Annotated in this window: 24 protein-coding genes; 5 read left to right on the top strand and 19 right to left on the bottom strand. The window is 53.9% G+C overall.

Going from position 1 to position 23,434, the window contains the following annotated elements; all coding sequences use genetic code 11:
* The first annotated feature begins 120 nt into the window (after positions 1 to 120).
* On the top strand, positions 121 to 471 hold the full coding sequence (locus PFRI_RS20550; RefSeq protein ID WP_072632566.1) for an H-type lectin domain-containing protein: 351 nt from the start codon (positions 121 to 123) through the stop codon (positions 469 to 471).
* 5 nt (positions 472 to 476) lie between these two features.
* Here the strand turns inward: PFRI_RS20550 and PFRI_RS20555 are convergent, their stop codons facing one another.
* Complete coding sequence (locus PFRI_RS20555) at positions 477 to 791, bottom strand: hypothetical protein (RefSeq protein WP_072632567.1); 315 nt, start codon at positions 789 to 791, stop codon at positions 477 to 479.
* A gap of 36 nt (positions 792 to 827) precedes the next feature.
* The gene (locus PFRI_RS20560) at positions 828 to 1,844 is read right to left on the bottom strand and encodes a ribose-phosphate pyrophosphokinase (protein ID WP_072632568.1); all 1,017 of its coding nucleotides are present in this window, start codon (positions 1,842 to 1,844) and stop codon (positions 828 to 830) included.
* A 116-nt stretch (positions 1,845 to 1,960) separates the two neighbouring features.
* Here PFRI_RS20560 and PFRI_RS20565 point away from each other — a divergent pair, with 116 nt between their 5' ends.
* Complete coding sequence (locus tag PFRI_RS20565; protein ID WP_072632569.1) at positions 1,961 to 2,560, top strand: 2-hydroxychromene-2-carboxylate isomerase; 600 nt, start codon at positions 1,961 to 1,963, stop codon at positions 2,558 to 2,560.
* Positions 2,561 to 2,566: 6 nt separating this feature from the next.
* Positions 2,567 to 3,376 (top strand): alpha/beta fold hydrolase, encoded by an 810-nt coding sequence (locus PFRI_RS20570; RefSeq protein WP_139292160.1) that lies wholly within the window; start codon positions 2,567 to 2,569, stop codon positions 3,374 to 3,376.
* Here the strand turns inward: PFRI_RS20570 and PFRI_RS20575 are convergent.
* The 10 genes from PFRI_RS20575 to PFRI_RS20620 form a co-directional block, all read right to left on the bottom strand.
* Entirely contained in the window at positions 3,357 to 4,406 is a 1,050-nt protein-coding gene (locus PFRI_RS20575) for a threonine aldolase family protein (RefSeq protein ID WP_072632570.1), read from the bottom strand. The two genes, PFRI_RS20570 and PFRI_RS20575, sit on opposite strands and share 20 nt — an antisense overlap.
* On the bottom strand, positions 4,406 to 4,879 hold the full coding sequence (locus PFRI_RS20580; protein WP_072632571.1) for a YcgN family cysteine cluster protein: 474 nt from the start codon (positions 4,877 to 4,879) through the stop codon (positions 4,406 to 4,408). The genes PFRI_RS20575 and PFRI_RS20580 overlap by 1 nt, the downstream gene beginning before the upstream one ends.
* The gene (locus PFRI_RS20585) at positions 4,876 to 5,814 is read right to left on the bottom strand and encodes a bifunctional riboflavin kinase/FAD synthetase (RefSeq protein WP_072632572.1); all 939 of its coding nucleotides are present in this window, start codon (positions 5,812 to 5,814) and stop codon (positions 4,876 to 4,878) included. The genes PFRI_RS20580 and PFRI_RS20585 overlap by 4 nt, the downstream gene beginning before the upstream one ends.
* A gap of 49 nt (positions 5,815 to 5,863) precedes the next feature.
* Positions 5,864 to 6,307 carry a MaoC family dehydratase gene (locus PFRI_RS20590; RefSeq protein WP_072632573.1) on the bottom strand — a complete coding sequence of 148 codons (444 nt, stop codon included), beginning with the start codon at positions 6,305 to 6,307 and terminating at the stop codon, positions 5,864 to 5,866.
* A 100-nt stretch (positions 6,308 to 6,407) separates the two neighbouring features.
* Complete coding sequence (locus PFRI_RS20595; protein ID WP_072632574.1) at positions 6,408 to 7,280, bottom strand: TIGR01459 family HAD-type hydrolase; 873 nt, start codon at positions 7,278 to 7,280, stop codon at positions 6,408 to 6,410.
* A gap of 142 nt (positions 7,281 to 7,422) precedes the next feature.
* Positions 7,423 to 8,343: a manganese-dependent inorganic pyrophosphatase gene (locus PFRI_RS20600; protein ID WP_072632575.1), complete on the bottom strand. Its 921-nt coding sequence runs from the start codon at positions 8,341 to 8,343 to the stop codon at positions 7,423 to 7,425.
* 78 nt (positions 8,344 to 8,421) lie between these two features.
* Positions 8,422 to 9,918, bottom strand: a complete 1,497-nt coding sequence (locus PFRI_RS20605) for a phosphomannomutase/phosphoglucomutase (protein ID WP_072632576.1) — start codon at positions 9,916 to 9,918, stop codon at positions 8,422 to 8,424.
* Positions 9,919 to 9,922: 4 nt separating this feature from the next.
* Positions 9,923 to 10,756, bottom strand: coding sequence for a 3-deoxy-8-phosphooctulonate synthase (gene kdsA / locus PFRI_RS20610; protein ID WP_072632577.1), 834 nt, complete (start codon positions 10,754 to 10,756; stop codon positions 9,923 to 9,925).
* 1 nt (position 10,757) lies between these two features.
* Positions 10,758 to 12,602: a KpsE/RkpR family capsule polysaccharide export protein gene (locus PFRI_RS20615; RefSeq protein ID WP_072632578.1), complete on the bottom strand. Its 1,845-nt coding sequence runs from the start codon at positions 12,600 to 12,602 to the stop codon at positions 10,758 to 10,760.
* A complete protein-coding gene (locus PFRI_RS20620; RefSeq protein ID WP_072632579.1) occupies positions 12,580 to 13,239 on the bottom strand; it encodes an ABC transporter ATP-binding protein in 660 nt (219 codons plus the stop codon). Before PFRI_RS20620 ends, PFRI_RS20615 begins: the two co-directional genes overlap by 23 nt.
* A 174-nt stretch (positions 13,240 to 13,413) precedes the next feature.
* Between PFRI_RS20620 and PFRI_RS20625 the strand changes: the two genes are divergently transcribed.
* Positions 13,414 to 14,016 carry a uracil-DNA glycosylase family protein gene (locus PFRI_RS20625; RefSeq protein WP_072632624.1) on the top strand — a complete coding sequence of 201 codons (603 nt, stop codon included), beginning with the start codon at positions 13,414 to 13,416 and terminating at the stop codon, positions 14,014 to 14,016.
* The gene (locus tag PFRI_RS20630; protein WP_072632580.1) at positions 14,013 to 14,804 is read left to right on the top strand and encodes an SseB family protein; all 792 of its coding nucleotides are present in this window, start codon (positions 14,013 to 14,015) and stop codon (positions 14,802 to 14,804) included. Before PFRI_RS20625 ends, PFRI_RS20630 begins: the two co-directional genes overlap by 4 nt.
* Positions 14,805 to 14,852: 48 nt before the next feature.
* On the opposite strand, the gene PFRI_RS20635 is transcribed toward PFRI_RS20630, so the two are convergent.
* The 7 genes from PFRI_RS20635 to PFRI_RS20665 form a co-directional block, all read right to left on the bottom strand.
* Positions 14,853 to 15,785, bottom strand: coding sequence for a 2-hydroxyacid dehydrogenase (locus PFRI_RS20635; RefSeq protein WP_072632581.1), 933 nt, complete (start codon positions 15,783 to 15,785; stop codon positions 14,853 to 14,855).
* The gene (gene rodA, locus PFRI_RS20640) at positions 15,785 to 16,924 is read right to left on the bottom strand and encodes a rod shape-determining protein RodA (protein ID WP_072632582.1); all 1,140 of its coding nucleotides are present in this window, start codon (positions 16,922 to 16,924) and stop codon (positions 15,785 to 15,787) included. Before rodA ends, PFRI_RS20635 begins: the two co-directional genes overlap by 1 nt.
* On the bottom strand, positions 16,921 to 18,867 hold the full coding sequence (gene mrdA / locus PFRI_RS20645) for a penicillin-binding protein 2 (protein WP_072632583.1): 1,947 nt from the start codon (positions 18,865 to 18,867) through the stop codon (positions 16,921 to 16,923). Before mrdA ends, rodA begins: the two co-directional genes overlap by 4 nt.
* On the bottom strand, positions 18,864 to 19,403 hold the full coding sequence (locus PFRI_RS20650) for a rod shape-determining protein MreD (protein WP_072632584.1): 540 nt from the start codon (positions 19,401 to 19,403) through the stop codon (positions 18,864 to 18,866). The genes mrdA and PFRI_RS20650 overlap by 4 nt, the downstream gene beginning before the upstream one ends.
* Complete coding sequence (mreC, locus tag PFRI_RS20655) at positions 19,396 to 20,319, bottom strand: rod shape-determining protein MreC (RefSeq protein WP_072632585.1); 924 nt, start codon at positions 20,317 to 20,319, stop codon at positions 19,396 to 19,398. Before mreC ends, PFRI_RS20650 begins: the two co-directional genes overlap by 8 nt.
* A gap of 52 nt (positions 20,320 to 20,371) precedes the next feature.
* Positions 20,372 to 21,418 (bottom strand): rod shape-determining protein, encoded by a 1,047-nt coding sequence (locus PFRI_RS20660; RefSeq protein WP_072632586.1) that lies wholly within the window; start codon positions 21,416 to 21,418, stop codon positions 20,372 to 20,374.
* A 218-nt stretch (positions 21,419 to 21,636) separates the two neighbouring features.
* Complete coding sequence (locus PFRI_RS20665; protein ID WP_072632587.1) at positions 21,637 to 23,208, bottom strand: 2-isopropylmalate synthase; 1,572 nt, start codon at positions 23,206 to 23,208, stop codon at positions 21,637 to 21,639.
* Positions 23,209 to 23,434 lie beyond the last annotated feature (226 nt).

Below are 23,434 nucleotides of genomic sequence, written 5' to 3' on the forward strand. Positions count from 1 at the left end.
CGGATCATGCGGTTAGCTGAATCGTTCTACGGTCAGACGTCAACCCGTCAAAAGTCGGGTGCTCGAGGACTCTGTGTATAGTCATTCTTTACACAACAAATTTTTCAATTTGAAAGCCCTATGAAACGCATTCGCAGCCATCTGTTTGGGATCGACCAAGGTGAACACATCATGTTCTCGGACTACGAGAACGATGGAAAGATGTGGTCAGGCAATGGCACGCGCCAGCGCAAGAAAACCATCGTGTTCTCAGAGCCTTTCGAAGCGCCACCTTCGGTCCATGTGTCAATGTCACTTATGGATTTGGACAAGGAAACAAACGTGCGCTCGGACGTCTTGGCCAAGAACATCTCGACGACTGGTTTCGATCTTATCTTTCGCACATGGGGAGACACGCGCGTCGCCCGCGTGCGCCTATCCTGGATCGCCATGGGCGGTTTGCGCGATGATGATGAGTGGGACGTGACTTGACCTAGTCAGTTTGAATCCTTGGTGCCTCCAGATGCCGCCAACATGCCGACAGTGATCCAAATCCCGACAGCAACTGCCGAAGTCCAAATCCAAGTGATAAGCTCAGACCAACCATCCCCGTAACAGCCAAACTGCGGGTTCTCGAACCAGCATATCAAAAGTTTAACGGATAGGTATAAAGCTGAAAGAGCGAACATACTTACGACCAACAGCAAAAGCAGCGCGACCCAGTCCAGCAGTTTTCTATTGACTAGGACCACGATGAATGGCGCGATTGCCAAGACAATAGAAAGACCGAGTAAGAAAACGATCACTGACATCGCTCCTCTTGTTTGCTTTTGTGAAAGGGGGCCAATTTAAACTGTGTAAAGCCCTTCATAAATCGGACCCAAGGTCTCAACATCAAACAAAGACGATACGGATGTGCCGTTCCAAATGTTTAACGTCGCTTGTGCAAACATGGGAGCCGTTGGGACGATGCGAATGTTATGGCAGGCCAAAACCGGATCAGTTGCTTGGATCGTATCCGTGATCACCAAGCTTTTCATGACAGAGTTTGTCACGCGCTCGACCGCTGGGCCGCTAAGAACACCGTGTGTGATATAAGAATGTACTTCCTTAGCACCGTTCTCAAGCAGGACTTCCGCTGCTTTGCAAAGTGTTCCTGCTGTATCGCAGATGTCGTCGACAATAATACAAGTCTTGCCTGTGACATCGCCAATAACCGTCATTTCGGCGATCTCGCCGGGCTTTTCACGGCGCTTGTCTACGATGGACAAAGGCGCGTTGATCCGTTTGGCCAATTCACGTGCACGGGCAACTCCGCCCACGTCAGGTGAAACGATCATCACATCATCCATCTGATCCTTGAAATGGGTCATGATATCGAGCGCAAAGATCGGCGAAGCATAAAGGTTATCCACCGGGATATCGAAGAAACCCTGAATTTGGGCTGCATGCAAATCCATAGTCAAAATCCGCTCAACACCGGCTTCGACCAACATGTTAGCCACCAGCTTTGCGGTAATAGGTGTGCGTGCCTTTGTGCGGCGGTCCTGACGGGCATAGCCGAAGTAGGGGATCACGGCCGTGATGCGCTGCGCAGAGGAGCGGCGCAATGCGTCCGACATGATCAGAAGTTCCATCAGATTGTCGTTGGCAGGGTTCGACGTCGGTTGAATGATAAACACATCCTCGCCGCGCACGTTGTCGTACATTTCGACAAAAATCTCACCGTCGTTAAAGCGCTCGACGCGGGCATCGACCAAATCGACACTCATCCCGCGATGCATCGACATGCGGCGCGCGATTGCGCTTGCGAGGGGTTTGTTTGCGTTGCCGGAAATAAGCTTGGGATCGGTAAGATTGGGCATGAGCAGGGTCCTTAGCAGCCAATTCGCGACCACAGAATCGCGAGGTTGACACCGCTTAACACGAGGCTACCGTGCAGCAAAGCGCGCACCGCGCGTCATCCCCTAGGAGAAACCAAATGGCTCATATTGACTACTATTTTTCGACGCTTTCGCCCTACGCCTACCTCGCAGGCACTCGTCTTGAAGAAATCGCGGCCAAGCATGGCAAAACGGTGAATTATAAGCCGCTTGATTTGCCTGCTTTGTTTTTGCGCACAGGTGGTCAGTTGCCTAAGGATCGCCACCCAAACCGCATGTCTTACCGCGCCCAAGAATTGCCGCGTCAGGCAAAGAAAGCGGGACTGCCGCTTAACATGAAACCCGCGTTTTGGCCAATGAACGCCGCGCCGTCCTGCTATGCAATTATCGCGGCGTCGCGTGATGGCAATGGAGACATGGGCAAATTTATCCACGCCATTGGCCGCTCTATTTGGGTTGAGGACAAGGATGTCTCGCAAGACGATGTTGTGCGCGCGTGTCTGACTGAGGCGGGTTTTGATCCAGCTTTGGCTGATAGCGATATGATGGCATCTGCCGATACATATGCCTCAAATCTGGAAGAGGCGATCAATGCGGGCGCATTCGGCGCGCCTTTCTATATCACAGATGATGGGCAGCAATTCTGGGGCCAAGATCGCCTTGATGATCTGGATGCATACCTGTCAGGCGATCTCTAGACCGTGGTGAAACGCGTTCTAGCAGGTCATCCGAGCAATTTGACCAGCTATGGCAATGGACCCCGAAAGGGGCTGTTGCTGCATTGCTCGCTTGCTCATGGCGGCGTCTATTCGCATATGGGGGCTGCTCTTGGCGGTGCGCTGAACCTTGTGAGTTTTGATCAACCGGGCCATGGGCGCGCGGGCGATTGGGACGGGCAGGGCGATCTGCAAGATCGTGTGACAGAAATGGCGCTGGATTTGCTGACAGAACCCATGGATGTGATTGGGCATAGCTTTGGCGCAACCGTTGCCTTGCGGCTCGCGGTAGATCGGCCAGAAATGGTGCGCACGCTCACGGTGATTGCACCTGTTATGATGGCGATTGCAAAAGCAGATAGCCCGAAAATTGCACTAGATTTAAGCCGCGATATGGTAGGGTTTTATCAAGCCTTGCAGGACGAACAGTTTGAAGTCGCCGCACAAATGTTCACGCAAAATTACGGCGATGGACGCCCATGGGACAGTCTGGGAAAAGAGACGCGCCAAGCTATTATAGACCGCATACACCTGATTGGCGCAGGTGGCCGTGCCGTTAACGAAGACCACTATGATTTTATCGGCTCTGGCGCGTTCGAGCGGATCGAAGTGCCAACGCTTATTCTAGATGGCTGCGAAAAGGGCGAAGCGATGAACGTCGTGTGCGAAGGACTTGCGCGCCGCATTCCGAACTCTATTCGCGCGCGTATCGCCAATGGTGGACACATGGTGCCGCTGACGCGACCCGAGGCAGTCGCGCGCGAGATATTGCAGATGATCAGCCAGTCGCAAGCGTGATGAACTGATCTATCTGCGCTTCTGAAATCGACCAATCACACACAAGCCGACATAAAAGTGTTTCATCTGGATCATCGCCGATCAGTTCCCCTTGCATCAGATAATACACAGCGCCGCCGTCGTGCAGTCGTTTGTGTACGGCGCGTGGCATGAGCGCGAAAACCATGTTCGCGTCAGGCTCAGCAAGGAAGGAAACACCCTCGATTTGGCGCAACCCGTTGGCAAGGCGCGCCATATTTGCGTTCGCGTGGCGTGCGCTGGTCAACCAAAGATCGTCGGTGAGATAGGCTTCCATCTGCGCGGCAAGATAGCGGGTCTTCGAGAACAAATGCGCTCCGCGTTTGCGGCGTAACTCAAATTCCCAAGTCTGTTTGGGATCAAAGAAAATGACAGCTTCGACGCCCATCAAACCATTCTTGGTTCCGCCAAAGCTCACGGCGTCAACGCCAAGTTTCCATGACATTTCAGCAGGGGTACAGTCGAGCTTTGCGAGAGCGTTGGCAAATCGCGCACCATCAAGGTGCACTGGCAGATCAAACTCTTTCGCGACAGCAATCAATGCTTTCAGCTCATCGAGCGTGTGAACAGACCCTTTTTCGGCAACCTGCGTGATAGACACGGCACCACGTTGCGGCCCATGCACACCGCGTGTTCCCTCGGCAGCGATGCTGGCGCGCAGATCATCAGGTGTCATCTTGTCGACGGCACAAGGTACGATCGTCAGCTTGGCACCGCCTGTGTAGAACTCAGGCGCGCTGCATTCGTCTTCATGGATATGCGCGACTGCGGAGCAAAACGCAGTCTCGAAAGGTTGGCACATGCAAGCGAGCGCCAATGAATTCGCAGCGGTTCCTGTGGACACCAAATGCACCATCGCGTCGGGCGCTTCAAATATTTCGCGGATCTGTGTACGCACGCGACCCATCCCGTCGTCCGCACCGTAAGGCATCGCGTAGCCCTCATTTGCGCGGTTCAACGCAGTTAGAACTTCGGGGTGCACAGGACCCGCGTTGTCAGAAGCAAAAAACATCAGAGTGGCTCCTCGATAATATGGTCTTCCCAATCGTCTTCATCGACCTCAAACTCGGGAATGGTCATGTCCTTGACCGATACTTTGGCGTCATGCACGCTTTGGGCTGTACCCGATTTGAGCGGATGCCATGGCTCCAAGTCACGCCCCTCATAGACCAAACGATAGCCGCAGGTCTGTGGCAGCCAATAAAGATGTTCTTTGATATTGCTCGGGGTCATTACGATACATTCAGGCACAAACTGGTGACGAATGTCATACTGCGCGCAGCGACAGGTGCTGTCATCCAGTAAACGACAAGCGACGCGGGTCAAAGCGACTTCGCCACTGTCTTCATCCTCAAGCTTATTTAGGCAGCATTTCCCGCAACCGTCACACAGCGCTTCCCATTCTTTCTGAGACATCTGTGCCATCGTTTTGTGACGCCAGAAGTCTTTGCCAAGCCCGCTGCGCTCAATCGGATCGTCGCTCATAAAGCGGCCAGAATGGCGCGTGATTTTACGCTGTCCGCATCCATTTGCGTGATCAATGCGTCAAGTCCGTCGAACTTTTCCTCACCACGCAAATATTCGACCAATGCAATCGAAAGGGTTGATCCATAAAGATCACCCGTGAAGTCGAAAATAAATGTCTCAAGGTTGGGACGGTTTTCACCAAACATCGGGCGCACACCCATGGATGCAACGCCGTGGTATTTTCCTGCGTGCGGGCCGTCTTGCACTTCTACGAGCACCGCATAGACGCCAAAGCGTGGCGGATGCAGGCCATCGATCGACATGTTTGCAGTGGGATAGCCAAGCTCACGGCCGCGCTGTTCACCGCCAATAACCATGCCCTCGATGCGATGCCAATGACCCAACATACTGGCGGCATCACGTGGTTTACCATCGGCCAACGCTTGGCGGATACGGGTGGACGAAACTTGTCCTTGTGTGCCCTCAATCAACTCAGCGACGCTCACCCCAAAGCCTAGCTCGTCGCCAAATTTCTGCAAATCAGCAGACTTGCCAGCACGCCCTTGACCAAAGCAGAAGTCAGCACCTACGACGACATGCTTGAGACCAAGTCCCTCATGGATCACGCGCGTTGCGAATTCTTCGGGTGTTAAAGCGGCCAGCGCGGCGTTGAAGTTCAACTGATACAGCCGCTCAACGCCGATTTTGGCAAGTTCTGTGGCTTTTGCGGCAGGGCCCATCAAACGGAACGGATCAGCTTGGGGCGCGAAATATGCACGCGGATGTGGATCGAAGGTGAGAACGCCACATGGAGCGCCAATCGCTTCACCAGCGTCGCGCGCGATATCAATCACCGCGCGGTGCCCTAAGTGGACACCGTCAAAATTACCAATCGCGGCGCTCGCCCCGCGATCTTCAGGATTTACGAATGTATAGTCACGAATAATGCGCATGGGACTTGGCCTAGCTCGCCTTGTAAGGCGTTGCAAGTCGTGATGCGGATCAGTCGAACTTGCGGCTAGGTGCCAGCACAGTGGCTTCGCCGATCAGGACTTTCTTACCGTTCACCATGCAACGACAATCCAGCTTCACGCGACGTTTTGCGTGCTCGATATCAATCACTTCGACCTCTGCATGTACCATGTCACCGGGGCGTACAGGCGCGAGAAACTTAAGGCTCTGACCCATATAAACCGTGCCATGACCTGGCAATTGCTCACCAATCACAGCGGAAATCAGACCGGCGGTCAGCATGCCATGGGCGATGCGCCCTTCAAAGATCGTGTCGTTGGCATAGTCATCATCAAGGTGCACAGGATTGCGATCTGTGGACACTTCAGCAAACAACTCAATATCGCGGTCGGTTACGACTTTGCGCAGATGGCGTACCATCCCCATTTCGATGTCTTCGATACAGATCGTGCCGCGCGGCATATTATCCAACATGAAAGCCTCCAAAGGTTTGCAAAGTAATAAACGAGCGCCCTGATGGGCAATCTTGAAACTTTATTACTTTGCAAATGCAGCAATTGGCAAGTGAAAACTGCTAGCGTAGATAACCAATCGAATAAGTTGGGGCCGATTGTTCCTTTGTTAGATAGCTTTCCAGTGCTTTTGCGTCAGGATCATTGACGGTTTTCGTCTCTTCTCGCGCCAAACCACCGGTGATGAATAGAGAATCGATATCCTCACCCATCGCGCCAGCAACGTCCGTGAGAACGCCATCGCCAATCGCCAAGATACGATCATCCGCAATCGGCTTGCCAAGTGCACTTAGGCGACGACGGGCCAAATCGTAGATCGGTGGATGTGGCTTACCAAAATAGAGGCTTTCACCACCCATTTCAGTGTAAAGTGCCGCCAAAGCTCCGGCACACCACTCACGTGTCTCGCCGCGATCCACAACGAGATCAGGGTTTGCGCAGAGCAGCTTCAATCCCTTTTGCTTGGCCAGTAAAAACTCAGGACGCATCAGAGCTGGATCCGCCATTGGATCAAACGGACCAAGGCACACAATGCCTTCCGCCTCATCCAAAGGAACTTGTGTGATGTTTACAGGGTCTTCCACCAGATCGAGGGGTTTGAAGAAACTTTGATCGCGCCCTTCGCCGATGAAATACACTTTCTCACCAACGGCACCGCGAAACATTGCGGATCGCGCCGAATCGCCAGAAGTCGCAATCGTGTCCCAAGCATCCTCGGGCACACCAAAGTGAACGAGCTGCTTTTTGACGCCAGCACGTGGACGCGGCGCGTTCGTCACCAGAACAACTTTGCCTCCGCTCGCACGATAAGTTTGCAAAGCTGCGACCGCTTCAGGCATCGCTTTCACACCATTATGCACGCAGCCCCAAAGGTCTACAAACAGCGCATCATATTGATGGGAGATTTCGGCAAGGGTGGAAACGATACGACTCATAAGTGCGCCTCAAAGTGATTTCACTCTCTAGCTACACGAAGGAGCGCAAAAACGGCACCCTTCCTCTCTTCAAAAATATCCCCGCCGGAGGCAAGCCAAATAATAAAGCGCGCGCCTTTTGGGCGCGCACAATTCTGTCAGCTCAAACTTTGAGGTTCGGAATGATTTGCTTTTTCCGGCTGACCACGCCTTCAAGAACAATGGTGTCGCCGCTAGCCTCAGCGCCAAAAGACTTCGACGCAACTGATTTCACCAAGTCATTCGGGACCAAAAGCGTGCTTTGTTCGTTGAGAATATCCACAACAAACAGCAGAACCTGATCCACACCGTCCTCGGAGGCGACAGTTTTCATCGTCTCCATCAAGCTCGCTTTGCGATCCAGAACCGTCGCGGGTGATGTTGTCTCAAGTACAGAGACACGGAACTTAGTGCCATCAACAGCGTATTCCTTGGAATCCATGCGCAACAATTCGGCGTCAGAAAAGCTAGAGACATCGGACTTCGCTGCGAACATCTCAGCCGCATAGGACGGGATGTCGATGCCGAGCGTTGTGGCCAGACTTTCAGCAACAGCGCGGTCATGCGGAGTTGTTGTCGGGCTGCGGAATTCAAGCGTGTCGGACAAGATGCACGTCAGCGCAGCACCCTTCAAGGCGTCGGGCATTTTGGCGACATCGTCGCCCATCAAGTCGTGCATGATGGTGGCTGTGCAGGCCAAAGGTTTGATCGTGATGTCGATTGGGCCTTTGGTGGTCAAGCCGCCGATAAGTGCGTGGTGATCGATGATCGCTTGTAGGTCTGCGTCGTTGATGGATGCAGGCAATTCGGCTGGATTGTTTGTGTCCACGACGACGCAAGGCGCGCCAGCCTCTACGTCTGCGATGATCGCAGGTTTGTCCAAATTCCAACGTTCGAGCATGAACGCTGCTTCGGTATTTGGCTCGCCCAGCAGTTTTGCTTGTGCTGGCGTGCCTTTGATCTCGGAGAGGTACCAAGCCCAGATGAGTGGCGATCCTGTGCTGTCTGTGTCGGGGGATTTATGGCCAAAAACCTGAATTGTCATGTCGTGCGTCCTGTCTCTGAAATGCGTTTGCGCGCCTTATAACAGGCGTAAAATGAAAGTCACCCGTGCCAAATTGGCTCAGATTGTTTGATCGTATTCGCCTACCAATGGCTCTGTGCGGATCACGGCATCAAGCTGCGCAAAAATTGCGCGCAACTCTGCATCGCTTTCAGGGCTTTCGCAGACTACGATCAAGTTCGGCGTGTTCGAGCTGGCGCGCACAAGTCCCCAAGATCCGTTATCCAAGATAACCCGGGCACCATTTACTGTCACAACCTGCGTGATCGCTCGTCCTGCAAGCGTTCCGCCACCATCCGCCAAAGCGACAAGCTTGGCGACAATACGTTCAAGCACAGCGTATTTTTCTTCATCCGCGCAGTAAGGGGACATCGTAGGTGTCGCATAGGTCACGGGCAAAGCTTTGCGCAGATCTGACATCGACATATCAGGATTGCGGTCCATCAGTTTGCAGATTTCCACCGCAACCCGCATGCCGCAGTCGTAACCGCGCCCCAAAGGTTCCGCTAGGAAGTAGTGACCCGATTTCTCAAACCCCGCCAGCGCGCCCAGCTCTTTCACACGGCGCTTCATATGGCTGTGACCTGTCTTCCAATAGTCCGCGGTCACGCCGTTCGCGCGCAATTCAGGATCAGAGGCGAATAACCCTGTGGATTTCACATCCGCCACGAAAATCGCATTCGGGTAAATCTTGCTTAGATCACGCGCCATGATGACGCCGACCTTATCCGCGAAAATCTCTTCACCCTCATCATCCACGACGCCGCAACGATCCCCATCGCCGTCAAAACCCAGCGCGAAATCAGCGCCTGAGGCTTTTACGGATGCGGACATATCATGCAGCATTTCCATCGCTTCGGGGTTCGGATTGTAGTTGGGGAAATTGTAATCGAGCTTATTGTGACTTGGCACAACTTCAACACCGAGCCGCTCGAACAGATCGGGCGCAAACGCAGACGCTGTGCCATTGCCAGTCGCACACACGACTTTGAGTTTACGGCTCATCTTGAAATCGCCAACGAGATCATCAAGGTAAGCTTCGCGCACGCCATGCACAAATTCATAGCCACCGCCCGCAGCGGGCTTACCTTCTCCGTTCAGAACAATCTCGCGCAGTTCGCTCATCTCATCAGGGCCGTGCGTCAAAGGTCGCTCAAACCCCATCTTCACACCGGTCCAACCGTTGGGATTATGGCTTGCCGTGATCATCGCAACCGCTGGCGCGTTCAGATGAAATTGCGCGAAATAGGCCATAGGGGACAGGGCAGGGCCGATGTCTTTCACATGAATGCCAGCCTGCATCAGGCCCAACATCAGCGCGTTTTTCACTGACAAAGAATACTCGCGGTAGTCATTGCCAACAGCAATCACAGGTTCGATCCCGCGCCGTTGCATCTGCGTGCCAAGGCCAAGCCCCAACGCAGTTATCCCCGGAAGATTGATGTCGTCAGGGTATTTCCAGCGCGCGTCATATTCGCGAAAACCTGTCGGCGTTATCATCGCGTCGCGTAGGAATTCCCACGTGTTCTGGGTTACTTTAGGGGCAGGTTTGGTCATTGGACTAGACCTCGAGTGGATACGCTTTCGCGACTTTGTCGAGTTGCATGAGCGTCTCAAGAAGCGCGGGCATTTGATCGAGATAGATCATGTTTGGCCCATCACTTGGCGATTTATCAGGGTCTTCATGCGTTTCGATAAACACGGCGGCAACACCAATCGCAACAGCGGCGCGCGCCATGAGCGGCGCGAATTCACGCTGTCCGCCTGTTGAGCCGCCAAGCCCAGCGGGCTGTTGCACAGAATGGGTAGCGTCCATCACGACGGGATAGCCGGTTTGCCCCATTTGTGGCAGCGAGCGCATGTCAGTCACAAGCGTGTTGTAGCCAAACGATGTGCCACGTTCTGTCAAAAGGATACGTGTGTTTCCAGTCGATTCCACCTTAGCCACGATATTCGCCATATCCCAGGGGGCCAAAAACTGTCCCTTCTTGATGTTTATTGCCGCGCCCGTTTCGGCAGCTGCAAGAACCAAGTCCGTTTGACGACACAAAAGCGCTGGAATTTGCAAAACATCTGCGACGCCCGCTACGATGCTGCATTGCTCAGGCCAATGCACGTCGGTCAACACAGGCACGCCAATTGCGTCTTTGACGCTTTGCAGCATCTTCAAACCGTCTTCCATGCCCGGTCCACGCACGCCAGAAACAGAAGTTCTGTTTGCTTTGTCATAGGACGCTTTGAAAATATATTGCGCACCGACGCTGTCGCAGGCTTCTTTCATCTTGCCCGCAATCATCTGCGCGTGATCGGCACTTTCCAGTTGGCACGGCCCTGCGATGATCGTCAAAGGGGCCGCGTTGCCGACACTCAGGTCAGCGATATCGAGAGTTTTCATATTAGGAAGATACCTGTTCACGAAGGATCGACGCTGTGAGCGAGATCATAAGATAGAGACCTGCAAAAACGAGAAACGCTAGAATAGTGTTCTCGAATTTACGTGGATAAGTGGGGTCTTGGCTTGGTACTGGCTCGACACTGGTCGTGAGATAACGCGCTTGGGATGCGGCTTCACGACGGGTTTGCTCTAGCTGTTCAAGTGCAGAGGCGAGCATCATATCGCGCGTGGCCACGTCCGCCTGCGCAAGTTGGATTTGAGAGGCGAGTTCTGCCAATGAGTTTTCGCCCTGCGATGCGTCGGTCATCTGGGAATTCAAACGGTCAAGCAAAGCTTGATAGCGTCGTACGTCCCCTTCCGCGCCTTCAACTTTGGCACGGTTTGGACGGTTGTTGTCGAGCAGTGCGGCGAGCTCAAGCTCTTTGCCCTGGAGTTGCACTTCGATGTTATTGATCTGACTGCGCAGCGAGGCGATTTTGCCTTCTGGATCCAAGATCGAGCCTTCTTGCTGCAAACGCACCAGTCGTTCTTGGGCGATGCGGCGCTCTGCGTCGGCATTCTGAAAACTGCGATCCGCGTCAGCCACTTGATTTTCACGTTTGCGCAAAGACAGATTATCAACGCGTGCTTCAGCATAGCTGATAAGCGCCTTGGAGAATTTGGCACTAACTTGAGGATCGGCCGCGACGACCTCCATCTTGATCACGCCTTCTGTCGGATCATAACCGATCTCGATCGCTTTTTTGAAAATCTTATACGCGTCCTCATTGGAGGGGTTTTCTTCTAACCGCTGAATGACGTCGATCTCTGGATTCATAAAATGACTCATGAACCCTTCGTCCTCATCAAGCCGCAACATTGCATCTTTCGAGGCCAGATAGGACTGCACCGCAATGGCGTCTTGGTTGGTGGCAAATTGTGTGCCTGATAGCAAACCACCCATCGCGCCACCGCCAGAGCTTTCCGCTTTGAGGATCAAAAATTCGGACTTGGTCGCGTACATGGGCGTGGCAATAAAATAGTAATACCAACCAACGATAAGCGTCGGCAAAAAGACAAAGAACGCAAGGCGCGTGAACAGCAATGCCAGCTTGCGGCGTCGGCGCTTCGCAATATCGCGCTGGATTTGCGTGATCTCGTCTGCGCGCCTCTCGGCAGGGCTCGGACCTGTTGGATGCGCAGGCATATTCGCGCCCGCTGCCATTGTTTGAGGCAGATTAATGGGCTCAAGCGTCGGATCTTGAGGAAGCAAAGGCTGAGTAGCAGAACTACCGCCTTTGCCGGCGGTGTCACCTTCGCTCGGGACAACCAATTCAAGCATATTGGTACGTTGGAACGGGTCGATCCCGCGTGTGCGCAACTGGCGCACAGCATCGTAATCGGATGTGGGCGCAAGCCCATATTTTTGCGCTGCACGTCGCGCCATGCGAAGCTGTCGGCCTGTGAGCCCTTCACGCTTGATCGCGTCAATATCTTGCTCGGACGCTGCTTCCGCTGCGGAGGATACCAGCCCTGCACGCGCCTGCGCTTGGTTTTGAACTTGCGCTTGTGCCTGTGCTTGAGTCGCGCCAACGGGCACCTCTTTTTTCACAGGTTGGATACGGCCCATTGCTTGGGTTTGCGGCTGTTGCGTTTGTTGGGGCTGCGCTCGCTGGGGCTGAGGTTGCGCCTGTTGCTGAGGGGCTGCTGGCCTCTGAGTTTGCGGTTGTGCCTGCGCCTGCGCGGGTGCAACGCGCGCAGGATTAGGCGCGGCGGCGGGGGCCGCAGGCGGTGCAGATTGTTGTCCATCTGCAAGTGAGCCAGTCCGCTTGATGCGGAACTTTTTAGCCTTGGGTTTCGTAGTCATAGAGCTGTTTCGCTTCTTCCAAGGTGTCAAACATCTTCAATTTCCCGCCAACGAGGACGGCTGCTGAGGCTGCAAATTTCTCTAGCGTCTCAGCTTGGTGCGAGACGATAATAATGGTCGTAGTGCGCAAGCGTTCGCGCAGGATTTCACCGGCTTTGCGGTTAAATTCGACATCGGTACTGTTGGGCATGCCTTCGTCGATGAGATACATGTCAAAATCGAGCGCAAGAAGCAGCGCGAAGGTAAAGCGCGCGCGCATACCTGATGAATAGGTTCCGAGCGGTTGGTCAAAGTATTCACCAAGCCCGCAAAGCCAACGGCAAAACGCTTCGACATAGTCCGGATCAAGCCCATAGAGCCGCGCGATATAACGCGAATTTTCCATCGCTGTGTGGCGTGTGACAACGCCACCCATAAAACCCAGCGGAAACGAGATCTTGCAGGACTTGCGAATTTCGCCCTCGTCAGGCTTCTCTAGCCCCGCCATCATGTTCACGAGCGTTGTTTTACCCGTGCCATTCGGCGCAAGAATGCCCACAGAGCGGCCAAGCTCTATGCGAAACGACACACGATCAAGGATAACCTTGCGCTGCGTTCCCGTCCAAAAGGACTTGCTGACGTTCTCGAACTCTAACATTTACCTATCCGGCCTGCTGTACCGCGTTTCTTTTATATAGGATGTCTTAAGCAATCTTTATGTGCCGATTTTGTCCACAGTATGTCACATCACGCATAATTGTTTCAATGCCTGCAGATAATCGCAGGGAATATGAATGGGAATATCGGCTCTTTTGATGCATTCTGCGTTGCTATGACATCATCTTTCCAACATCTCTTAACAGATATTCATGCGTGCGCGCTTTGCAAGGAGCGGTTTGCGCTTACCGCAACGCAACATCGCCCGCGCCCTGTTCTGTGGGTTTCCCCTGATGTGGCTCCGCGCATTTTGATTGCGGGACAAGCGCCAGGTGCGCGTGTTCATGAAAGTGGGCGGCCTTTCAGCGACCCTTCAGGGGATCGTTTGCGCGATTGGCTGCAAATCGATGAAGCAACATTTTATGATAAAAGCAAACTAGCGATCGCGCCGATGGCATTTTGTTTTCCGGGTTATGACGCTAAGGGTAGCGATCTCCCTCCGCCACCGATTTGCGCCAAAACATGGCGTACGCCTGTGATGAACATGCTGGGCGACGTTCCGCTTACTCTGCTCGTTGGTGGGTATGCGATGAAATGGCATTTGGGCGGCGCGCGCAATGTGACGCAAAGGGTGATGGATTGGCAAAGCCACGCGCCAAAGGTTTTCCCCTTGCCGCATCCCTCTTGGCGCAATACCGGATGGCTGAAGAAAAACCCGTGGTTCGAGGCCGACCTACTTCCTGTCTTGCGCGCACGTGTGTCAGAGGTTTTGAAATGAGTGAACAGACCCCGCTAGATATTGCCCATGCCGGGATGGAAGCTGCTCCCAACGATGATGCTGCGCGTTTGCGCTTTTACGAGCGCCTAGCTGACAGCGAGATGTTCTTGCTTTTGAGCAAGGAAGCGATGGGTGAGCAGATTGAGCCCGAGATCTTTGATCTGGGTGAGGCCAGTTTTGTTTTGGTGTTTGATCGGATCGATCGTCTCTCTCAGTTCGTTGGAAAATCAGCGCCTTATGCTGCGCTCTCAGGCCGTTCGATTGCGCAGATGCTGACAGGGCAGGGCATTGGTCTAGGCGTTAATCTCGAAGTCGCACCGTCGCAAATGTTGATTCCACCAGACGCAGTGAATTGGCTTTGTGACACGCTGGCGCATGCCCCTGATGAAGTCGAAGAACGCCCGGAAGAGCTCTATGCGCCCAAAGGTTTGCCCGAAGAATTGCTTACGGCGCTTGATGCGAAACTGGCCAGTGCTGCGGGTTTCGCGAGTAACGCATATCTTGTCGCGGTGCATTATGAAGGCGGTCGGCAAGGTCATTTGCTTGGTTTTGTCGGAGCTGTTGAAGGGGCGGAACACGCACTTGCGCGCGCTGCGGGCGAAGCTTTGACTTTTTCGGGTATCGAAGCGGGTAGTATTGATGTGGGCTTCTTTTCGCAAAGCGATCCAATGGCGGCCGCTATGGCGAAAGTTGGTCTTCGTTTTGAGTTACCAAAGCTCGAAGAGCGGGCGCAGGTTGTTCGCGCAGCACCCGGATCAGACCCGGACAAGCCGCCCAAATTGCGCTAACGCCTGCTGAGGGGTGGCGCGATTTTTCTAGTAAAATCGCATCCCCGCTCAATATCCGACCGAGCGATCCACAAGATGCAACAGCGGCTCACCTATTTCGCTGCGCCTAATGTTTTCCGCAACGCATTGGCTCGCGGTCCAAGTGCGCGTTTCAGATGCGATGTGAGGTGTGACTGTCACATTCGGATGCGCCCAATAGGGATGATCTTGCGGCAACGGTTCTATTCGAAATACATCCAGCGTCGCGTGTCCGATTTGGCCGCTGTTCAACGCTGACAGTAAGGCGTCATCGTCAATCAAAGGACCACGGCCAGGATTAATGATCACGGCACCTTTAGCGAGCCATTGAAGGCTGGTGGCGTTCACAACATTCGTGGTTGCGCGCGTGTCTGGGAGCAAAAGCACCACTATTTCCGCGTCGCTCAACGCGTTTTTCAGACCCGCATCGCCGTGGTGACAAGTGACGCCGTCTATATCTTTTGCATTCCGGCTCCAACCTGACACATCAAATCCAAGCCCCGCCAAAGTCTGCGCGCAGGCGCTTCCAAGCGCGCCAAGACCAAGGATACAAACGCGGCGCTGCTCGGCCAAAGGCGGCGCTTTTGCCTCCCAAAGGCGATCCGGATTGAAAATATGCGTATCCATGCCAAGGTGATGGCGCAAAACATGGCCCGTCACCCATTCGATCATGCCTTGGGTCAAACCATGATCGACCATGCGTGCCAGCGGCACTTTAAGCGTTTTGTTCGGTGCCACCGTTTCAACGCCTGCCCAAAGGTTGAGAACCGCCTTCAATTTCGGAAAGATCGAAAAATCCTGCACTGAAGAATTTGGAGCGTAGACGATGTATTCTACATCCTGCGCCGCAATATCCGTACCAATGGTCGCCTCAACGCCAGCCTCCCTTAAGGCACGCGTAAGGGGGGCTTCATACTGGTCCCAGCGCTCTTCTTTCGCTGCGAATAAAACCTGCACAACCATCAGCGCGGCCGATGCACGTGTGCACTTTGCACAAGGCCAAATCCGATGAGAAGAATAAGCATGGCCGAGCCTCCGTAACTGACCAATGGCAGGGGTACGCCAACGACGGGTGCTAGGCCCATAACCATCGACATATTCACCGCAAAAAAGAGGAAGAAGGTCGCCGCAACGCCAAGTGTTACCAGTGATGCAAAGCGGTTCTTGTTGTTAATTGCGGACACCACACAGAACAAAATGATGAGCAGATACAACAGCAAAAGCGAAAAGGCTCCGATGAAGCCGAACTCTTCCGCGAGGGTCGTAAAGATAAAGTCCGTGTGCTTTTCCGGCAAGAAGTTCAAACGCGATTGCGTCCCTTGCATAAAGCCACGCCCCGTCCAGCCGCCAGAGCCAAGGGCGATCTTACTCTGGGTAATATGATACCCTGCACCCAAGGGGTCGCTCGCGGGGTTGAGGAATGTATCAATTCGTCGGAATTGATAGTCCTTAAGCATCTGCCATTCGGTCTCGCGACTTTGGAAAACGGCTGCTATCAGGCCAATACCACTTGCAATTACGGCAGCGAAATACGCCCAATGCACCCCCGCCATAAACATCAGTAGACCCCCGCCCGATATCAACAAAAGCGCAGTTCCAAGGTCAGGTTGGCGCAGCACTAACATCGTGGGCAGCAATATCATGATCACAGGGATCGCCACCCATTGCGGCTTGGAAGTGCGCGCCAGTGGTAGCCAATCGTAGTAGGCCGCGAGCAGCATCACCAAAGCGATTTTCATCAACTCAGAGGGTTGCAGCCGCATGAAACCAAGATTGATCCAACGCTGCGCACCCATGCCGACGGTGCCGAAAAACTCTACGTAAAGCAACAAGATGATGGACACACCGTAGGCGACGCCAGCCACGTTACGCCAGAACCAGATCGGCACCATCGCGACGATGATCATCAAAGTGAAACCTAGCAAAAAGCGCTTGATCTGCGGCTCTGCCCAAGGCGAGAAGGATCCGCCAGCCACAGAATAAAGCATCAAAAAACCGACGCCTGCGACTGTGGTTAGAAGCACGATCAAAGCCCAGTTTAAGTGCCAGAACTTGCCGATCCCTGTGGGGACCGATTTGACCGTATACTCAAGATAACTCATGCGCGATCGTTTCCGCGATCACCAACTTGCGCGCTGAGTTCGCGCAAGCGTTTTTGCTGAGTCCGAATGCGGCCGCGATCTTTGTTGGGGTAAGCCGTGAGCGGTGGATCTTCACCGTAGAGCGCTTGCAACGTCATATCGCGCGCAATCGGTGCCGCGGCGGCAGAGCCACCACCGCCATGCTCAACGACAACGGACACAGCAATTTCGGGGTTTTCGTAGGGCGCGAAATTCACAAAAAGCGCATGATCACGACGGTTCCATTCAACTTCGCTGTCTTTCAAGACTCGCCCAAACCGTCGGCGCTCACTCTCAAAGTTGCGCACTTGCGATGTGCCTGTCTTACCCGCCATACGAAATTCGTCGGCGATAATGCGGCTGCGATAGGCCGTGCCACGGCGACTGTTTGAAACTTCAAACATCGCTTTGCGGATCTTGCGCAGGTTGTTTTCGTTGATGCCAAGTCTTTCGCCACCAAGACTAGGCTCAGCAATACCATCTATCGTGTTAACCAAACGTGGCGCGAGGCTGCGCCCAGTGGCTAGTCGTGCAGCCATAACAGCCAGTTGCAGCGGGGACGCCAGAACAAAACCCTGTCCGATGGATGCGTTGACGGTATCGCCAATCACCCATTCTTTGCCACGGTTTTGCAATTTCCAATCTTTGGTCGGGGCCAAGCCTTGGACCACCGCCGACATCGGAACGTCGTGACGAATGCCTAGGCCGAGCTTTTTGGCCATAGCAGAAATCTTCTCGATCCCAACCTTGAGCGCAAGGTCGTAATAATAAACGTCACAGCTCTCGCGCAGAGATAACTCAAGGTTCATATGACCGTGGCCAGAGCGTTTCCAGCAGTGGAACTTGCGATCACTGACCTCCAAATGACCGGGACAATGCACTGTGTCTTCAGCAGTGATGATCCCTTCTTCAAGGGCGGCAAGCGCTGTTACCATCTTGAAAGTAGAGCCAGGCGGATATGCATCCTGAACCGTTTTCGACGCCAAGGGTCTGCGATCATTGTCACGCAAGAAAGAATAGTCAGCTACGGAAATACCGCGCACGAATTTGTTGGGATCATAGGTTGGAGAGGACGCAATCGCGAGCAAATCGCCACGCTTGAGGTCCATCACAACCACTGACGCACTTTCCTCGCCCAGGCGTGCTTGCACATAGCTTTGCAGCTTGGAGTCGATGGTCAACTGCACGTTCGCGCCTGATTGCCCTTCGCGGCGATCAAGTTCGCGCATGACGCGCCCGATGGAGTTTACTTCGACCCGTTTCGCACCTGCTTTGCCGCGAAGCTTGTCTTCATATTTGGCCTCAACGCCGACTTTGCCGATCTGAAAGCGTGGGATGCGCAAGAGTTGGTCAGGGTCTTCAATACGCTCTAAATCGCGTTGGCTCACGGGACCAACATAGCCGGCAACATGGGCGAATGGCGCGCCTAACGGATAGCGACGCGATAGGCCGACCTCTGGCGTCACACCTGGTAGCGCCGGAGCGTTGGCCGCGACGCGCGACAGCTCTTCCCAACTAATCCGATCCGCGATGGTGACAGGTAGGAAAGGGGCAGAGCGTTTCATTTCGGTTAAAGCGCGGTTCAACTCGTCGTCGTCTAACTCAACGAGCGTCGAGAGCCGCGCGATCACCGTGTTCACATCCCCCGCGTCTTCGCGCACCATTGTGATGCGATAGCTCGGCTCGTTTTCTGCCAAAATAATGCCGTTGCGGTCAAAAAGTTGACCACGCGCAGGAGGAATGAGGCGGATGTTGATGCGATTTTCGTCTGCAAGCAGGCGAAACTCATCCGCTTGGTCCACCTGCATGTAGCGCATGCGCGCTCCAAGCAACCCGACAAAACCCACCTGAGCGGCAGCCACGACCAAGCCGCGCCGCGTAATTTTTGCAGCACTCTCAGTGGTTTCCGTAGCAGAGCGTCTCATAAACGTTGTCCCAATGAATCGACTTCACCCGGCGAGGGTCTGCGCACACTAAACACGAAATGCGACAGCATCACCACGACTGGGTATAAAGCTATGGTCATCATCAGCTCTTGCAAGACCAAGCTGAGTGCGGGAGCAGGAATAAAGAATATCGCGAGCAATAATCGCTGCGCGAGCACGACGCCGATCATCACGCCTGCAACGCTCATCCATTCCACGAGATATGGCATGTCGCGATTTGCAACTGCCCGCGCGCGCAGTGTTTCGGCACCGACGACGATAAGACCAGCAGTTAATCCCGGCGGTCGTTGGAACAGCAAATCGGCCAGCAAAATGATGCCCCCGACGCAAAGTGCTGGCACATATTCTGGCCGCCGCATCGCCCAAGCGAATGTGAGTGCCATCATTAAATCTGGCGCAACCCATCTGTTTGGGCTGGTCGCTAAAGGAAGCAAATGCAGAAAGATGATGAAAAACGACAGCCCGAGATAGAGGCTACGCATGACCCAAACGCGGGCGGGACGATGTTCAGCCATCGCTTGCCTCGCTGGTTTGCTCGGGCTCGGTGGATGTTTCGGGATTTGAGAGCGCTTCTTCGGGGCGGATCAGTTTGCCCGTATCTTCAATGCGCTCAGCGCCGTAGTTGCGCAGAACCCGCAAAAATTCGAGCCGCTCATAATCTGCTGACAAACGTACACGTAAGCGTCCGCCCGGATCTTTCGCAACTTGGCCAATCACGAGACCTGCGGGAAAAACACCACCATCCCCTGATGATACAACCCGATCACCCGGGCGTACGAGATCAGGGTTTTCGAGGAAATCAATCGGGGGCGAACGCGTGTTGTCGCCGACAACCAGCGCATTTTGCCCAGACGGTTGAATGACTGCCGGAATGCGGCTGGTCGTATCGGTCAGAAGAATAACGCGCGATGCATTCTCACCAACACCCGAGATACGCCCCACGAGACCTAATCCATCCATCGTAGCCCAACCATCAAGCAAGCCATCGCGGCGACCTACGTTCAATAGGACCGACTGTCGAAAAGGCGACCCACTATCGGCCATCACGACACCTGTGACATGGGTGAGACGCGGATCAAGGCGCACAGAATTGAGATCAAGCAAACGCGCGTTTTCTTGCTCGAGTTGCAAGGCGGCTTCTTTCCAGCTTTTCATTTGCTGAAGCTCGCGGCGCAGCTCTTGGTTTTGTTGATAAATCCGTTGATAGCTTTGAAAATCTCGAACGAGATTGATGGTGCCAGTCACAGGAACCATGGCCCAGTCGAAATTCGGGACAACGCGGTCAATCACAGCAAGACGGAAGCGTTCAACGCGCGGGCTGTCGATGCGCCAGACCAAGAAGATCGCGAAAAGGCACAAAAGCACTAAGCCCAAAAGCAAGCGCTTGAGGGGGGCTGTGAAATCTTCGCTTTGTGCGCGGTCTTTGGCCAAGGCAGTCTCCGCTAAGAGAGGCTAGATGCTCTCGGTTGCTACGATGCCGAAATTAGCTATCGTAATCAATCGCGTGGCGTAATTGTTTTTCGTATTCCAACGCTTTACCAGTGCCAAGCGCCACACAGTTAAGGCTTTCGTCAGCAATAGAGACGGCAAGTCCGGTTTGCTCACGCAGCGCCAGATCGAGATCGCCGAGCAATGCGCCACCACCTGTTAGCATCACACCGCGATCCACGATGTCAGCCGCCAAGTCTGGTGGTGTTGCTTCAAGCGCTGTCATCACCGCTTCGCAAATCTGTTGAACAGGCTCTGCGAGCGCTTCTGCTATTTGAGCTTGGGAAATTTCGGTTTCCTTAGGGACACCGTTCAACAAATCGCGACCGCGAATTTGCATCGACGCACCACGACCATCATCAGGCATACGTGCTGTGCCGATAGATGTTTTGATGCGTTCTGCGGTGGACTCACCGACAAGCAAGTTTTGCTGGCGGCGCAAATAGCTGATGATCGCTTCGTCCATGCGGTCACCGCCAACACGCACGGAGCGTGCATAAACAATATCGCCAAGTGACAGAACTGCGACTTCCGTCGTCCCGCCACCAATGTCGACCACCATGTTACCTGTCGGGTCAGTGATTGGCATGCCTGCACCGATTGCAGCGGCGATAGGCTCTGCGATCAGACCAGCGCGGCGTGCACCGGCGGAGAGGACAGACTGGCGAATAGCGCGTTTTTCAACGGGTGTTGCACCGTGCGGAACACATACGATGATTTTTGGCTTTGAGAACGTCGAGCGTTTGTGCACCTTGCGAATGAAATGTTTGATCATTTCTTCAGCGGTGTCAAAGTCAGCAATCACACCTTCCCGCATAGGACGAATAGCTTCGATGGAACCGGGTGTACGTCCTAGCATCAACTTGGCATCTTCGCCCACAGCGAGCACTTTTTTCACGCCATCTTTGATGTGATACGCGACCACGGACGGCTCAGATAGAACGACGCCTTTGCCTTTGACGTAGACAAGCGTGTTCGCTGTGCCCAGATCAATGGCCATGTCAGAAGTGAAAAGGCCGGAGATTTTGTCCCAAAATGCCATGCTCTATGGTCCTGCTCAGAATGGTTTTGAGCCCGCGACTCTTATGAGCGCAAGCGAAATATCCTTATAGGCTCTTTTACGGTAGGGAAAAGGGGTTGAATCCAGACAATCGGCGCGAAACCGCCCTTATTTCTAGGGCGGCTTGCGGTGTTAGGGGTGCGAATTTTCTAGAAAATTCGGTTTGGCCTCCGGCGGAAGTTTATTTGGAAAGATGAAGTTCAAGACACATCTTTGTAACCCACGCCTTTGATGTCGTAGCCGACCTCGGTTTGTTCGCGTCGCACAAGCAACCGATTAAGCGCACTGACATATGCTTTCGCTGAAGCAACGACTGTATCCGTATCCGCAGACTGGCCGGTAACAATTTTGCCATCTTCTTCCAAGCGTACAGAGACCGTTGCTTGCGCATCCGTGCCTTCGGTGACTGCATGCACTTGGTAGAGTTGCAAGCGCGCGTCATGTTCGAAAAGTTCTTTAACCGCATTGAATGTTGCATCGACAGGGCCATCGCCCGTCGCAGTGGTCGAGCGATCTTCGCCATCCACACTCAAGGTCAGTGCCGCTTCTTGCGGGCCATCCGTACCGCAAACAACACGCAAGGATTTCACGCTCAAGCGATCACTCTCAGGATCGCTCGTCGTGCGCATCAAAGCCACCAAATCGTCGTCAAACACTTCTTTCTTGCGATCCGCCAGTTCTTTGAAACGGACAAACACGTCTTTCAACTGGTTGTCGCCCAATTCAAAGCCCAAATTCTCCAGCTTGGAGCGCAAAGCGGCGCGGCCGGAGTGTTTGCCCATAACGATATTCGTCTCGGTCAAACCCACGTCTTCTGGGCGCATGATCTCGAAGGTTTCAGCGTTCTTCAGCATGCCGTCTTGGTGAATGCCACTTTCGTGCGCAAAAGCGTTTTTGCCTACGATTGCTTTGTTATATTGTACGGCAAAGCCAGACACAGCCGCGACGCGACGCGAGATGTTCATCAGCTTTGTCGTATCGATCCCGGTCGAAAAGGGCATGATGTCGCCGCGTACTTTCAGCGCCATCACCACTTCTTCCAAGGCAGTATTGCCTGCGCGCTCGCCCAAACCGTTGATTGTGCATTCGATCTGGCGTGCGCCGCCCTCAACTGCGGCTAAAGAGTTGGCTGTCGCCATGCCAAGGTCATTGTGGCAATGGGTGGCAAAGACTATCTCGTCAGCACCGGGAACTTTGTTGATCAACATACGGATCAACTCGGCGCTCTCGACTGGGGCCGTATAGCCGACAGTGTCCGGAATGTTGATCGTTGTTGCACCCGCTTTGATTGCGATTTCAACGGTGCGACATAGGTAATCTTCTTCTGTACGCGTCGCATCCATGGGTGACCATTGGACGTTATCACACAGGTTGCGCGCGTGGCTGACCGTATCATGAATGCGTTCGGCCATTTCATCCATGGTCAAGTTTGGAATGGCGCGGTGCAAAGGTGACGTACCAATGAACGTGTGAATACGTGGTTGTTTCGCGTGCTTTACAGCCTCCCAGCAGCGATCAATGTCACCGAAATTGGCGCGCGCCAGGCCGCAAATCACAGAATTGCGCGCGTTTTTTGCAATCTCGCTGACCGCGCGAAAATCACCTTCTGATGCGATTGGGAAACCCGCTTCGATGATATCAACGCCCATATCGTCCAGCAAACCCGCGATTTCGAGTTTCTCGCTATGGCTCATTGTGGCACCCGGGCTTTGCTCGCCATCGCGCAAGGTGGTGTCAAAGATGACGACTTTATCTTTTTGGGAAGTACTCATTGTCTGTCTCATTTTCATACGCCCTGCTTGGGCAAGGACTAAACCGGAATTTCATGTGAAGTGGCGCGACCTGAACTCCCCTGAGCGCTCGCGCCGACCGGCACGCTCAGAGGCAGCTAAGAAGGAGGAGGCCAAGCAGAGACCCAGCGCTGGTGCGCTGTGCGTCGATCTGGATATGGCCATTCATCTTCATGGGAATCGTTATACCGCGAAAATGGTTAAGGAA

This window comes from Planktotalea frisia (assembly GCF_001890925.1).
Lineage (GTDB): Bacteria > Pseudomonadota > Alphaproteobacteria > Rhodobacterales > Rhodobacteraceae > Planktotalea > Planktotalea frisia.